Origin of the sequence: Microvirga ossetica (assembly GCF_002741015.1) — a bacterium.
GTDB lineage: Bacteria > Pseudomonadota > Alphaproteobacteria > Rhizobiales > Beijerinckiaceae > Microvirga > Microvirga ossetica.
The window spans coordinates 3,964,042-3,978,832 of the sequence record NZ_CP016616.1 but is presented as its reverse complement, the minus strand read 5'-3'; the positions used below and the strand labels follow the sequence as shown (position 1 = coordinate 3,978,832).

The following is a 14,791-nucleotide window of genomic DNA, read 5'->3' as shown; positions in this document are numbered from 1 at the left end:
AGCTCAGGCCTCGAAGGCCTGCAGCCGGGAGAAGCGCTCTTGGGTCCGCAAGAATCGGTGACGTTCGACGTCGCGGTGAGTGGTAGCGCATGCGGGCATGACATGGCCCGAAACGCGGCGGAACATGACGCCGCGATCATCTCCGCCTATGCTTTCCCTCCTCTTTCGGATCCTGCCAGAATCCCGGGAACGTGCCGATGAGTCTCGTTCTCGAAGGCGTCTCGAAGAAGGTCGGGGCAACGGTTCATATCGACGACGTCAACCTGACCCTTCAACGGGGCTCCCTCAACGTGCTGCTCGGCGCAACGCTCGCCGGCAAGACCTCGCTCATGCGCCTCATGGCCGGGCTCGATGCGCCGACGAGCGGCCGCGTACTCGTCGAAGGCCAGGACGTGACGGGCTGGCCGGTGCAGCGCCGCAGCGTTGCCATGGTCTACCAGCAATTCATCAATTACCCCTCGCTCGATGTCTACGAGAACATCGCCTCGCCGCTGCGCGTTTCGCGGGTTCCGGCGCAGGAGATCGAGACGCGGGTGCGCGAAGCCGCCAAGCTTCTGAAGCTCGAACCCTATCTCGACCGCAAGCCGCTGAACCTTTCCGGCGGCCAGCAGCAGCGCACCGCCATCGCGCGCGCCCTGGTGAAGCGCGCCGATCTCGTGCTGCTCGACGAGCCTCTCGCCAATCTGGACTACAAGCTGCGCGAGGAACTACGCGAGGAACTGCCGCGCGTTTTCGCGGCGTCGGGTGCGATCTTCGTCTATGCCACGACGGAACCGACCGAAGCGCTCCTGCTCGGCGGCAACACGGCCACCCTGTTTCAAGGACGCGTGACGCAGTTCGGGCCGACGCCGCAGGTCTATCGCCACCCTACCGATCTCACCACGGCGCGGGTTTTCTCGGATCCGCCGCTCAATACTTTGCAGGTTCACATCAAAGGCGGCAGCGCGACCTTGAGCACCGGCGGGCAGATCCGGGCTGTCGGCCCCCTCGCCGCGGTCCCCGACGGGGACTACACCGTCGGCTTCCGCGCCCATCACCTCATGCTGGAACCGGGCGCCTCCGACGAGATCGCCATCCCGGCCATCGTCTCCGTCGCCGAGATCACTGGGTCGGAGAGCTATGTCCACCTCGATGCCAGCGACCACCGCCTCGTGGCGCTCGTCCCGGGCGTGAGACGGCTGGAGCCGAAATCCGCAGTGACCGCCTCTATCGACCCGCGGCACCTGTTCCTCTTCGATTCGGCAGGCCGCCTCGCGGCTGCGGATCCCGCCCAGAAGGCGGCTTGAGGAGAGATAGATGGCCCGCATCACGCTCGATCATCTCGCTCACGCCTACAGACCCGATCCGCGCAAAGCGGACGATTACGCGCTCAAGGAAATCAACCATGTGTGGAGCCAGGGCGGCGCCTACGCCCTGCTCGGCCCCTCGGGCTGCGGCAAGACCACGCTACTCAACATCATCTCGGGACTGGTCCGCCCGACGCGCGGGCGCGTGCTCTTCAACGATCTCGACGTGACGGACCTTCCGACAGAAGCGCGCAACATCGCCCAGGTGTTCCAGTTTCCGGTCGTCTACGACACCATGACGGTGCGCGAAAATCTGGCTTTCCCGCTCAAGAACCGACATGTGCCGCGCGACAGGACGGCCCAGCGGGTGGAGGAGATCGCCCGCCTTCTCGATCTCACCCGCGTGCTCGACCGCAAGGCGAGCAACCTTACCGCCGACATGAAGCAGAAGATCTCGCTCGGACGCGGCCTCGTTCGTCACGACGTGGCGGCGATCCTATTCGACGAGCCGCTCACCGTGATCGATCCGCATCTGAAATGGCAGCTCCGCTCGACCTTGAAGGAAATCCACCGCGCGCTCGACATCACCATGATCTATGTCACGCATGATCAGACCGAGGCGCTCACCTTCGCCGACAAGGTGGTGGTCATGCATGACGGCGCCGTGGTCCAGACCGGCACGCCGGACGAGCTGTTCGAGCGCCCGGCCCATACCTTCGTGGGCCACTTCATCGGCTCGCCGGGCATGAACATCCTCCCCTGTCGCGTCGAGGGCGCCACCGCCTTCATCGGCAACGAAGCGATCCCCTTGCAGCGGGTCTACCGCACGCTCTCCGCCGGGGAGAAGGTGGAGCTCGGCATCCGGCCCGAATTCGTGCGGCTCCAGCCGAAGGGATCGGGACTGCCGGTCCAGGTGCGGCGCATCGACGATATCGGGCGTGCGCGGATCGCCCGGGTGGAGATGGGCGGACGGCCCCTTGCCGCCAGCGTTCCGGACGGCATTTCCATCGAGGGGAGCGAGGCTGCGCTCGCACTCGATCCCGGCCATGTCCACATCTATGCCAATGGGCATCTGGTGGCCGGCGAGGCTCTCGGAGGGCACAGGGCATGACGAAGACCGTCTACAACAGGGCTTGGTTCTTCGTCCTGCCGGTCTTCGCCATCGTGGCGTTTTCCGCAATCCTGCCGCTGATGACCGTGGTCAACTATTCGGTTCAGGACACCTTCGGCAACAATCAGTTCTTCTGGAACGGCATCGGCTGGTTCCAGGAACTGCTCGATCCCTCGACCGAGCTTGGCGGCCGCTTCTTCGGCGCGCTCTGGCGCACCCTGCTCTTCTCGGCGATCATCCTCGCGATCGAGGTGCCGCTCGGCATCGCCGTGGCGCTCGCCATGCCACGCGAAGGCTGGACGGTCGCGCTCTGCCTCGTGCTCATGGCGCTGCCGCTGCTGATTCCGTGGAACGTGGTCGGCACGATCTGGCAGGTCTTCGCCCGCAGCGACATCGGCCTTCTCGGCTGGACCGTCAATCGTCTCGGCATCGACTACAATTACACGAACGATCCCATCGACGCGTGGGTCACGCTCATCGTCATGGATGTGTGGCATTGGACGAGCCTCGTCGCCCTGCTCTGCTATGCCGGCCTGAAATCCATTCCCGACGCCTATTACCAGGCCGCCCGCATCGATGGCGCTTCCCGCTGGGCGGTCTTCCGTACGATCCAGCTGCCGAAGATGCGGCGCGTGCTGCTGATCGCGGTGCTGCTGCGCTTCATGGATTCGTTCATGATCTACACCGAGCCCTTCGTGATCACCGGCGGCGGCCCCGGCAACGCCACCACCTTCCTGTCGATCGATCTGGTGAAGCTGGCGCTGGGCCAGTTCGACCTCGGCAAGGCGGCCGCCATGTCGCTGGTCTACAACCTGATCATTCTCGCCATCTGCTGGGTCTTCTACACCGTCATGACCAATGTGGATGCCGAACGCGAGAGGGTCGAAGCATGACAGGCACCATCGCCGTCGGCACCTCCGATGTGAAGCCAACCGCGGCGCCTCTCGCCGCCAACCGCGCCCTGTCCGGTCCGCGGGTCAGCGGGCGCACGGTCGTCATGACCCTCTATCTCCTGTTCCTGATGCTGCCGATCTACTGGCTCGTGAACATGAGCCTGAAGACGAACACGGAGATCACCTCCGGCCTCACGCTCTGGCCGCGGGAGATCACCTTCGACAATTACATCAAGATCTTCACCGATGCGAGCTGGTACTCGGGCTACATCAACTCGCTCACCTATGTGATCATCAACACGGTGCTGTCGATCTCCTTTGCTTTGCCTGCGGCCTATGCCTTCTCCCGCTATAAATTCCTGGGCGACAAGCATCTGTTCTTCTGGCTGCTCACCAACCGCATGGCGCCGGCGGCGGTGTTCGCCCTGCCCTTCTTCAATCTCTATTCCGCCATCGGGCTCTTCGACACGCCCTGGGCCGTCGCTTTGGCGCATTGCCTCTTCAACGTGCCGCTGGCCGTGTGGATTCTCGAAGGCTTCATGTCGGGCGTGCCGCGGGAGATCGACGAGACCGCCGCCATCGACGGCTATTCGTTTCGTCGGTTCTTCATAAAGATCTTCATGCCGCTGATCGCCTCCGGCATCGGGGTCGCCGCCTTCTTCTGCTTCATGTTCTCCTGGGTCGAGCTGCTGCTGGCGCGCACGCTGACCTCGGTCAATGCCAAGCCCATCGCGGCCACCATGACGCGCACGATCTCGGCTTCCGGCATGGATTGGGGTCTGCTCGCCGCCGCCGGCGTGCTCACCATCGTGCCCGGCGCGCTCGTGATCTGGTTCGTCCGCAACTACATCGCCAAGGGCTTCGCCCTGGGCCGAGTCTGAGGAGGTTCGCATGCCCGATCTCGCCTGGATGGCCTGGACCTGGCAGACCGGTCTCTTCTTCGTCGGGATCGCGAGCCTGCTGCTGATCATGACCCTGCTCGCGGTCTATCGTCCGGAAACGGAGCGCGTCGGCGTGCTGCGCATCCCGACGACGCGCGGCGACCGTCTCTTCATCTCGCTTCTCGGTGCGGCCTTCATCCACCTCGCCTGGCTGGGCCTCATCGGCCCAGGCCTGTGGTGGGCTTCCGGCCTTTCGCTTCTCTACGCGGCCTTCGTGTTCCGCTACGTCTAGGAGGGATCGGCTCAAGAACGCCCTCCGGTTTGCCCGGACCGGAGGGAACAAGACCAGCGCGCAAGCCGGCCAGGGCATTACTTGGGAGGAACGAATGAAACTCACCCAATCTCACCGGCGCCTGAAACACTTCGTCACGACAAGCGCCCTCGCCATGGCGCTCGGCAGCACCGCTGCCCTTGCCGGCATGGAGGAAGCCCGACGCTGGATCGACAGCGAATTCCAGCCCTCGACGCTCTCCAAGGACGAGCAGCTGAAGGAGATGGAATGGTTCGTGAATGCGGCCAAGCCTTTCGCGGGCCAGGAGATCAATGTGGTCTCCGAAACCATCACGACCCATGAATACGAGGCGCGGACGCTGGCCAAGGCGTTCTCCGAGATCACCGGCATCAAGCTCACCCACGACCTGATCCAGGAAGGCGACGTGGTGGAGAAGATCCAGACGCAGATGCAGTCGGGACGCAACATCTACGATGCCTGGGTCAACGATTCCGATCTCATCGGCACCCACTTCCGCTATAAGCAGGCTATCGCCCTCGACGACTGGATGGCGGGCGAAGGCAAGGACGTCACCTCGCCGACCCTCGACATCGCCGACTTCATCGGCAAGTCCTTCACGACCGCGCCCGACGGCAAGATGTACCAGCTGCCGGACCAGCAATTCGCCAACGTGTACTGGTTCCGCTACGACTGGTTCCAGCGCCCGGAATTCAAGGAGAAGTTCAAGGCCAAGTACGGCTACGATCTCGGCGTTCCGGTGAACTGGTCGGCCTATGAGGACATCGCCGAATTCTTCACCAACGACGTGAAGGATGTCGACGGCGTCAAGGTCTACGGCCACATGGATTACGGCCGCAAGGACCCGTCGCTCGGATGGCGCTTCACCGATGCCTGGCTCTCCATGGCGGGCAACGGCGACAAGGGCATTCCGAACGGCCTGCCCGTCGATGAATGGGGCATCCGCATGGAAGGCTGCCGTCCGGTCGGCTCCTCCGTCGACCGCGGCGGGGATACCAACGGCGCAGCTGCCGTCTACTCGATCACCAAGTATCTCGACTGGATGAAGAAATATGCCCCGCCTCAAGCGCAGGGCATGAACTTCTCCGAATCGGGGCCGGTGCCGGCGCAGGGCAACATCGCCCAGCAGATCTTCTGGTACACGGCCTTCACCGCCGACATGGTGAAGCCGGGTCTTCCCGTGGTGAACGCGGACGGCACGCCGAAATGGCGCATGGCCCCCTCGCCTCACGGCTCGTACTGGAAGGACGGGATGAAGCTCGGCTACCAGGACGCGGGATCGTGGACGCTGCTGAAGTCGACTCCCGTCGACCGCCGCAAGGCGGCCTGGCTCTATGCCCAGTTCGTCACCTCCAAGACGGTCTCGCTGAAGAAGAGCCATGTGGGCCTCACTTTCATCCGCGAAAGCGACATCTGGCATCCGTCGATGACGGAACGTGCGCCGAAGCTCGGCGGCCTCGTCGAGTTCTACCGCTCGCCCGCCCGCGTGCAATGGACGCCGACCGGCAACAACGTGCCCGACTATCCGAAGCTCGCGCAGCTCTGGTGGCAGAACATCGGCGACGCGGCCTCGGGCGCGAAGACCCCGCAGCAAGCGATGGACGCTCTGGCGGCAGCACAAGACGACGTGCTCACCCGTCTCGAGCGCGCCAATGTGCAGGGCGAATGCGGACCGAAGATGAACCCAAAGACCTCGGCCGAGGATTGGATCAAGAAAGCTGCGGCTGCCGGCACGATCGCGCCGCAGCCCAAGCTCGCCAACGAGAAGCCGAAGGGGGAAACGGTGGATTACGACACGCTCATCAAGAGCTGGCCCGCCTCGCCGCCGAAGCGCAGCTGACGAAGCCAGGCCCCGCCCCCAAAGGGCGGGGCCTTTTTCATGAACGACCGCTTGGATCAACTCCTGCCATGATGCGGGAGCAATTCAGGTTGTTGGTTTGGACTCTTGGCTCATGGGGACCGCATCACCACATGATGTGAAATAGCGTTATCATTCGGAGAGCCCCATGCTCGAACGCACTCCAACCTTTCTTCTCGATGCGGGCGGCGCATCGTCGACCCCGCAATCGCCAACTCCCGAGCAGCAGACAGACGATGCGCGCCTCGACGCCTATTCGCGGGCCGTGACGGCAGTCGTCGACCGCATCGGCCCGGCCGTCGTCCGGGTCGAGCCGCAAGTATCCGGCCGCGGCGCCGGAATGGGATCCGGCGTCATCATCTCGCCCGACGGGTTGCTGCTCACCAACAGCCATGTGATGCAGGGTGCACGCGAGGCGAGGCTGACCGGATCCGACGGACGGCCCATCGAGGCGCGCGTGATCGGGGACGATCCTGATACCGACCTTGCTTTGCTGCGCGCCAACGGCGACTGGCTTCCCTTCGCCGCCCTTGGCGATTCCAAGCTGCTGAAGCGCGGCCAGATCGCCATCGCCATCGGCAACCCGCTCGGCTTCGAATCGACGGTGACCGCCGGCGTGGTCTCGGCGCTTGGGCGCAGCCTGCGGGCGAAGTCGGGGCGGCTGATCGACGACGTGATCCAGACCGATGCCGCCCTCAACCCGGGCAATTCCGGCGGCCCGCTGGTTGCGACCTCCGGCCAGGTGATCGGCATCAACACCGCCGTCATCATGGGCGCGCAGGGCATCTGCTTTGCGGTCGCGAGCAACACCGCGAGCTTCGTCGTGTCCGAGCTCATCCGCCACGGACGCGTCCGCAGGGCCTCGATCGGCGTCGCGGGCCAGACCGTTCCCCTGCCCCGGCGCGTCACCTACGCGGCGGGCCTGGTGGACAATTTCGGCGTGGCGGTCGCGGCCGTGGAGCCGGGAAGCCCGGCGGAGCAGGCCCGGCTCGAGCAGGGCGATGTCATCCTCTCGCTCGACGGCGAGCCGGTCGGCGGCGTCGACGATCTCGTGCGTCTCCTGAACGGCGAGCGGATCGGGCGGTTCGTCGAACTCGTGCTTCTCAGAAAAGGCGAGATGCGCAATGTGACCATTACGCCGGTCGAGCGCAGAACGAAGGCTGCGTGAACGCGACGGGTGCACGGAAGACGGCGGGCGGAATCGGACAAGGTCTCAGCAATGAGATTTGGTGTCGCTCGCAGAAGCCGACGCATCGGCTTCCTCTTCGAGGGTTGACGGATCGAGTGTGAACAACTCCTGCGGCCGGGCGACGCCTCGCAGCGCGTAACGACCGACGGAGACCAGGCACTCCCGGTCGCCGGGCGAGGCTGTCGCATGGAAGGCCGACGACACCAGGACGTCCCGCTCGACGGAGCGGCACAAAGCGCCGATCCGGCTGACCTCGTTCACCGCAGGACCCACGACCGTGAAATCGAGGCGGTCCTGGCTTCCGATATTGCCGTAGAAGACCTCGCCGATGTGCAGGCCGAGATAGGCGGAGGTCACCGGCTGGTTGCACGACAGGCGCTGTTCGTTCAGTGCGCGGACCCGCGAGCGCATCAGCTGCTCGGCCTTGAGCGCGGCCCGGCAGGATTCGGCTGCATCCTCACACCGGAAGATCGCGAGCGTTCCGTCGCCGATCAGCTTCAGCACATCGCCGCCTGCCTCGTAGATCGACGAGATGATCGCCTCGGCATAATCGTTCAGGAACGGGATGATCTGCTCCGGATCCGCGGTCTCCGTGATGTGAGTGAAGCCATGCAGGTCGCTGAACCACAGGACCGCCTGGATCCGGTCGGTGACGCCGCGGGCAATCTGCCCGTTCAGCACAAGACGGCCGGCATCGCGGCCGAGATAGGTCTCGACGAGGGTCTTGGCGATGCGCGCGAGCGAGGCGCATTTCATGGCGAGCATGAGCGGCGATGCCAGTTCGCGCAGAAGGGCCATGTCTTCGTCGGAGAAGCCTCCCGCCGCATCCGTGATCCAGGACGAATAGAAGCAATCCATCTCGCCGATGGCACCTTCCGCCGCGAAGCGATGAATCAGGGCGAGATAGTCGGTCTGGCCTTCCGCGCGCAGGTCCGTGAGGATGGAGAAATCCTCGACCTCGCCGTTGCCGATCCGTCTGCGCAGGAAATCGTCGCCACAGCGCAGCAGGTGATAATAGGTGCTCCGGCGCCAATTATCGGCCGCCTCCCCTTCCACATTGGTGCGGCCATATTCGATAACGGGAGCGAGATCGCCCTGGTCGTCGCGGCGCCAGCGGAAGACACGTCCCTCGTGGATCGGGTGAAGGGTGTCGATGAGAATGTTCACCCGCCCGACGGGCAGGCCTGCGGCGACGAGGCGGTCGCAGAAGCCACGAAGGAGCTCGGGCTCCGTCGTGCCGGTCAGACCCGTCTCCGTCACCCATCGCGCGATGCTCGATGCCTGGGCAGTGTCCATGGAAACTCCTCACACCCGTTTCCGCCGGCGATCTATGGCAGCCGGTCGAGCGGTCAAGCGACCTGCCTATTCGGCCGGCGTCGGCCTGGCACCGGAGGCGTCCGGCCGCTTCGGGACCCTCCGCCTGAACATCCACAACACCAGGAGGCGCACGGCCACGTAGAAGACCGGCGTCAGGAACAGCCCGAACACGGTGACGCCGAGCATGCCGGCGAAGACCGCCGTGCCGAGCGCCTGCCGCATCTCCGCGCCCGGCCCGGTCGCGATCACCAGCGGCAGCACGCCGAGGATGAAGGCGAAGGCCGTCATCAGGATGGGACGCAGCCGCAGCCGGCAGGCCTCGACTACAGCCTCCACCGGCGTCTTGCCCTCGATTTCCGCCTGCTTGGCGAACTCGACGATGAGGATAGCGTTCTTCGCGGCGAGACCGACCAGGACCACGAGGCCGATCTGGGTCAGGATGTTGTTGTCCTGCCTGCGGATCATCACGCCGATCAGCGCGGAGAGCACGCTCATCGGCACGATCAGGATGATGGCGATCGGCAGCGACCAGCTTTCGTACTGCGCCGCGAGCACGAGGAAGACGAACAGCACCGAGAGCCCGAAGATGTACACCGCCGTGTTGCCGGTCTGCCGCTCCTGGAACGCCAGTTCCGTCCATTCGAAGCCCATGCTGGGTGAAAGACTTTGCCGGATCAGGGTCTCCATGGCGTCGAGCGCGTCGCCCGAGGACACGCCCGGAGCCGCATCGCCCTGCAGCGCCACCGACGTGAACATGTTGTAGCGCTGAACGAGAGCAGGGCCCGACACCTCCCGCATCTCGACGAGCGTCCCCAGCGGGATGAGCGCGCCGGTCGAGGAGCGGACACGCAGCCGGTTGATGTCCTCCTGATCGATGCGGAAGCGCTGGTCGGCCTGGGCGCGCACCTGATAGACGCGGCCGAAGGCGTTGAAGTCGTTCACATAGGCAGTGCCGAGATTGATCCGGAGGGTCTCGAAGATGTTCGGGATCGGCACGTTGAGGATGCTCGCCTTCTGCCGGTCGATCTCCAGATAGACCTGGGGCGAATTGGCCGAGAATGTGGTGAAGACGCCGGCGAGATTCGGGTTCTGCCGCGACTGACCCATCAGCTGATACGCGACTGCGAGAATTCCACGCACGTCGTCCCCGGTGCGGTTCTGAAGCTGCACCTTGAAGCCGCCGGAATTGCCGAGGCCGCGCACCGGCGGCGGCGGGATGGCGATGATGAACGCCTCCTCGATCTGCTGCATGCGGGCGAAGAGGTCGCCGATGATCTTCATTCCCGAGTTGCCGTCCCTGACCCGCTCGTCGAACGGCTTGAATCCGGCGAAGATCGCAGCTGCATTGGTGGCATTGGTGAAGGTGGCGCCGGAGAAGCCTGCGAAGGCCACTGCGTTCTGAACGCCCGGCGTTTCCTGCATGATCTTGGAGGCTCGCTGCACCACCGCGTCGGTGCGCGACAGGGAGGAGCCGTCGGGCAGCTGGATCACGACGATGGCATAGCCCTGATCCAGGGTCGGAATGAATCCGCGCGGCACGTGGTTGGAGATCCAGACGGTCCCGGCGAGAAGCCCGACATAGACCGGCAGAACGATGAACTTGTGCCGCACCAATGTTCCCACCGCTCTGGCATAGCCGTTCGACGTCACGTCGAATCCGCGGTTGAAGCCGTTCGCCAATCTGTTGCCCAAGCGCACGAGCGGGTTGCGGGACGGCTCATGGTTGTGTGGTTTGAGCAGGAATGCGGCCAGCGCCGGCGAGAGCGTCAGGGAATTGAAGGCCGAAATGACCGTCGACACGGCGATGGTCAGGGCGAACTGACGGTAGAATTGCCCCGAGATGCCGGGAATGAAGGCTGTCGGCACAAAGACCGCCACGAGAACGAGCGCGATGGCCACGAGCGCGGTGCCGACTTCGTCCATGGTGGCATGGGCCGCGTCCCGCGGCGACATGCCGAGGGCGATGTTGCGCTCGACGTTCTCCACCACCACGATGGCATCGTCGACCACGATGCCAATGGCGAGCACCATGCCGAACAGGGTCAGTGTGTTGATCGAGAAGCCGAGGGCCGCCATGAACGCGAAGGTGCCGATCAGGGAGACGGGGATCGCGACGATGGGGATGATCGCCGTGCGCCAGCTCTGCAGGAACACGAACACCACGATCACGACAAGGGCCGTCGCCTCGAACAGCGTCTTGTAGACCTCGTTCACGCTGTCGGCGATGAATTCCGTCGGGTTGTAAACGATCTGGTAGGCGATCCCGGGCGGGAACCCCTCCTTGAGCTGTTCCATGGTCTTGATGATCTGATCCGATGCGGCGAGCGCATTGGTGGCCGGCCGCTGGAAGATCGCAAGCGCAACGGCCGGCTTGCCGTTCAGATAGGAATTCGTCACGTAATCCTGGGCGCCGAGCTCGATGCGCGCGACGTCCTGCAGCCTGACGAGGCGACCCTCGGGCGTAGCCTGAACGATGATCTGCCGGAACTGGCGCGGATCCTCGAAGCGGCCTTGAGTCGTGACCGTGAGCTGGAACGCGGAATCCGACGGTGTCGGCTCCTGCCCCAGGGCGCCGCCGGAAACTTGGACGTTCTGCTCCTGGATCGCCTTGACCACTTCGCTCGACGACATGCCGAAGGATGCGAGCTTCTCGGGATCGAGCCAGATGCGCAGCGAATATTGCCGCTCGCCGAAGATGATGAGATCGCCCACGCCGTCGAGGCGCAGGAGGATGTCGCGCACGTAGTTACGGGCATAGTTCGAGACGTAGAGCTGATCGTAGGACCCGTCCGGCGAGAGCATGTGCACGACCATCATCAGGTCGGGCGAGCTCTTGAGCGTCGTCACCCCGAGGCGTCGCACCTCTTCCGGCAGGCGCGGCGTGGCGATCGCGACCCGGTTCTGAACCAGCACCTGAGCATTGTCGAGATCGGTGCCGAGCTTGAACGAGATCGTCAGCGCCATGGCGCCGTCGCCCGTGGAATAGGACGACATGTAGAGCATGTTCTCGACGCCGTTGATCTGCTGCTCCAGCGGCGTCGCGACGGTGGCGGCGACCGTCTGCGCATCCGCTCCAGGGTAGCTCGCCCGAACCACGACGGTGGGCGGTGCGATGTCGGGATACTGCGCGACCGGCAGAGTGGTGTAGGCGATGCCGCCGATGATCAGGAAGAGCGCCGACAGGACCGTTGCGAAGATCGGCCGATCGACAAAGAAGTGGGCGAAGCGCATGGCGATCTCCTCGCGTGGGATCAGCTGCCGCTGCGCTCGCGCGTCGGTGGAAGGGTCGTCATCTGCGGCGTGATCGGCATTCCGGGCCGGACGCGGACGAGCCCGTTCACGACCACCGTCTCGTTGCCGGTCAGCCCGTCGCGGATGACGCGATAGCCGTCGATCCGCGGTCCGATGCGCACAGGCTTGAGATGGACGACGTTCTTCTCGTCGACCATGTAGACCACACGCCGGTCCTGATCGCTGCTGATCGCCTCGTCCGGCAGGAGGATGCCCTTGTAGGGATCGGAGGCTCCCACCGTGACGCGGCCGAACAATCCGGGCGTGAGGAAGAGATCCTTGTTCGCGAAGATCGCGCGAAGGCGGATTGTGCCGCTCGCGGCATCGAGGCGGTTGTCGACGAAGTCGACCTCGCCTTTGAGCTCTCCCAGACGCTCATCCGTCAGAGTCAATGTAACTTCATTCTTCTCGCCGTTGGTCGAGGTCCTGGTTCCGCCCTGGGTCTGACGGGAGAATGCGAGAAAGGATCGCTCGTCGACATCGAAATAGAACTGGATCGGATCAAGCGAGAGGACGTTCGTCAGGATCGTCTGGTTCGCGATGACAAGATTGCCCTCGGACACGAGCTTGCGCGAGATTCGTCCCGACAATGGCGATTTCACCTCCGTGAACTCGACGTCGAGCTGCGCCTGCCTCAGCGCCGCCTGCGCACGATCCATTTCGGCCTTGCCTGTCAGGAAGGCCTGACGGCGCTGGTCGAAGAGCTGGTCGGCGATGTTGCCCGTGCGGCGCAGCTGCTCGGCGCGGTCGAGATCGCTCTGCGCGAATTCCAGCCGAACCTGCGCGGAGGTGACGGCCGATTGCGCCTGTTCGAGAATGTTACGGTAGGGTCGCGGATCGATGGTGAAGAGGAGATCACCCGCCTTGACGAAGGTCCCGTCCTGGAAATGAACCTTGTCGAGATAGCCCGTGACCCGGGCGCGGATATCGACCTGATCGATGGCCTCGAAGCGCCCGATGAAATCGGTCCGCTCGATGATGTCCTTCACCACGGGCTTCGCGACGGTGACGGGCGGCGGCGCCTGGCCGGGGCCTCCTTGAGCCTGGGCGCCTTCGCCCAGCACGAACCACGACAACAGAACGCTGAGAGCGAACACGGACCGGGGAGAGCGCATGCGTAACCTCCAGACGGCATCATCGACGCAGCACTAAACTTTAGATCTTTGGTGTGCGGGCCCAGACGCAAGAGGTCCGTGGCGAAGCTTTTGCCCACTTTGTGCTGAAATACTACGCAGCGTGGACCGTCTGGCAAGGCATGAAACACTGCTACATGCCGAACTTGGCCGGACGCGGCATCAGGAATAGGCCTCGGGCAGGTCGAGCGTGCTCTTCTGCCCGATGAACTGATAATTCTCCGCAAGCCATCGTTTCGCGCATGCCCTGCCGAGATCCTTCAACTCCTTGAAGAAGCCCCATTGCGCACTGAGCCGGGAGGCCGCCGTGAATTCGTCGAGCTTCCGCCCGCCATGGATGCGGTGCATGAGCACGCGCTTGTATTCCTTGGTCGAGAGCTTGCCGTCGTCGATCAGCCGGGTCACGAACTCGATCGATCTCAGCTGCTGCAGGAGATTGGCGTTGAAGGTGATCTCGGTCAGCCGGTTCTGGATCTCCTGCGGCGTCCGCGGCGTCGTCCGGCGTTCGATCGGGTTGATCTGCACGAGCAGGATGTCGTCGGACTTCGCCTCGTAGTACAGCGGGAACAGGGCCGGATTGCCCGAATAGCCGCCGTCCCAATAGGGTTCTCCGTCGATCTCGACCGACCTGAAGATCATCGGCAGGCAGGCCGAGGCGAGCACATGGTCGACCGTCATCTCGGAGCCCTTGAAGATCCTGATCTTGCCCGACCAGACATTGGTCGCGGTGATGAACAGCTTCACATCCGTGCAGGCGCGCACCTTGTCGAAATCGATGAGGTCGTTGAGGGCATCGCGCAGAGGATTGATGTCGAGGGGATTCAGATCGTACGGGCTCGCCACCCGCGACCAGGCATCGAACCAGAGCCGGGTCGGCACCTCGTTGACGCTCCAATAGCTCAGCATGCGATCGAACAGCGAGCGCTGGAGCGGCGTGAGCACGCCGTCGAGGCTCACCCGCTTCCAGAACGTGCGCAGCTGCTCGCGCGCGCCTTCCCGCCCGCCTTCGATCCAGCCTTCGATCAGCACCACCGCGTTCATGGACCCGGCGCTCGCCCCGGTGATCGCCTCGACGGCGAGCCGGCCGTCCTCGAGGAGATAGTCGAGAACGCCCCAGGTGAAGGCTCCATGCGCCCCGCCGCCCTGCAGCCCCAGCGACACGGTCTTCTCCGCATGGGGACCCGTGAGGCCGCGCACGGTCTTCTGATGGCGTTCCGCTCGACCGGTCATCCGGGCTCCCCTCGTCGACGGGCTTCCGGTTGCCCGGCCCTGTCCAGATTAGGACAGCCTCGCCGTTCGTCCAGGCTCAAACCCGATCACAACCCGCTTGACGGCCTCGGAGATGTATTACAGGAACAGGGAGGTCGCCGGGCACTTCGGCGACCGCCTCTCCGGACAAGGGGGACGGTCTCGCTTCGGCCAGACAATCCCCTGCTCTCCCTGGAAGGGCCTGTAGCTCAATGGTTAGAGCCGGCCGCTCATAACGGTCTGGTTGCAGGTTCGAGTCCTGCCGGGCCCACCA

At 64.3% G+C, this 14,791-nt stretch carries 11 protein-coding genes and 1 tRNA gene; 8 read left to right on the top strand and 4 right to left on the bottom strand.

The window, feature by feature from the left end; translation table 11 throughout:
- The first annotated feature begins 197 nt into the window (after positions 1 to 197).
- From BB934_RS19010 to BB934_RS18980, 7 genes are all read left to right on the top strand, one after another.
- Positions 198 to 1,286 (top strand): ABC transporter ATP-binding protein, encoded by a 1,089-nt coding sequence (locus BB934_RS19010; RefSeq protein WP_099511033.1) that lies wholly within the window; start codon positions 198 to 200, stop codon positions 1,284 to 1,286.
- 10 nt (positions 1,287 to 1,296) lie between these two features.
- Positions 1,297 to 2,397: an ABC transporter ATP-binding protein gene (locus BB934_RS19005; RefSeq protein ID WP_099511032.1), complete on the top strand. Its 1,101-nt coding sequence runs from the start codon at positions 1,297 to 1,299 to the stop codon at positions 2,395 to 2,397.
- On the top strand, positions 2,394 to 3,290 hold the full coding sequence (locus BB934_RS19000) for a carbohydrate ABC transporter permease (protein WP_099511031.1): 897 nt from the start codon (positions 2,394 to 2,396) through the stop codon (positions 3,288 to 3,290). Before BB934_RS19005 ends, BB934_RS19000 begins: the two co-directional genes overlap by 4 nt.
- Before the next feature lie 104 nt (positions 3,291 to 3,394).
- Entirely contained in the window at positions 3,395 to 4,171 is a 777-nt protein-coding gene (locus BB934_RS18995; protein WP_099513029.1) for a carbohydrate ABC transporter permease, read from the top strand.
- A 10-nt stretch (positions 4,172 to 4,181) separates the two neighbouring features.
- A complete protein-coding gene (locus tag BB934_RS18990) occupies positions 4,182 to 4,463 on the top strand; it encodes a DUF2160 domain-containing protein (RefSeq protein WP_099511030.1) in 282 nt (93 codons plus the stop codon).
- A 154-nt stretch (positions 4,464 to 4,617) separates the two neighbouring features.
- Positions 4,618 to 6,321, top strand: coding sequence for an ABC transporter substrate-binding protein (locus BB934_RS18985; protein ID WP_237050345.1), 1,704 nt, complete (start codon positions 4,618 to 4,620; stop codon positions 6,319 to 6,321).
- A 166-nt stretch (positions 6,322 to 6,487) separates the two neighbouring features.
- A complete protein-coding gene (locus tag BB934_RS18980) occupies positions 6,488 to 7,507 on the top strand; it encodes a S1C family serine protease (RefSeq protein ID WP_099511028.1) in 1,020 nt (339 codons plus the stop codon).
- A gap of 45 nt (positions 7,508 to 7,552) precedes the next feature.
- Here BB934_RS18980 and BB934_RS18975 read toward each other — a convergent pair whose 3' ends face one another.
- From BB934_RS18975 to BB934_RS18960, 4 genes are all read right to left on the bottom strand, one after another.
- A complete protein-coding gene (locus tag BB934_RS18975) occupies positions 7,553 to 8,824 on the bottom strand; it encodes an adenylate/guanylate cyclase domain-containing protein (protein WP_099511027.1) in 1,272 nt (423 codons plus the stop codon).
- 66 nt (positions 8,825 to 8,890) lie between these two features.
- Entirely contained in the window at positions 8,891 to 12,076 is a 3,186-nt protein-coding gene (locus BB934_RS18970) for an efflux RND transporter permease subunit (protein WP_099511026.1), read from the bottom strand.
- Positions 12,077 to 12,096: 20 nt separating this feature from the next.
- Positions 12,097 to 13,251, bottom strand: a complete 1,155-nt coding sequence (locus tag BB934_RS18965; protein ID WP_099511025.1) for an efflux RND transporter periplasmic adaptor subunit — start codon at positions 13,249 to 13,251, stop codon at positions 12,097 to 12,099.
- Between the two features lie 180 nt (positions 13,252 to 13,431).
- Positions 13,432 to 14,499, bottom strand: a complete 1,068-nt coding sequence (locus tag BB934_RS18960; RefSeq protein ID WP_099511024.1) for a patatin-like phospholipase family protein — start codon at positions 14,497 to 14,499, stop codon at positions 13,432 to 13,434.
- 216 nt (positions 14,500 to 14,715) lie between these two features.
- On the opposite strand from BB934_RS18960, the gene BB934_RS18955 reads away from it, so the two are divergent.
- Positions 14,716 to 14,791, top strand: a tRNA-Ile gene (locus tag BB934_RS18955).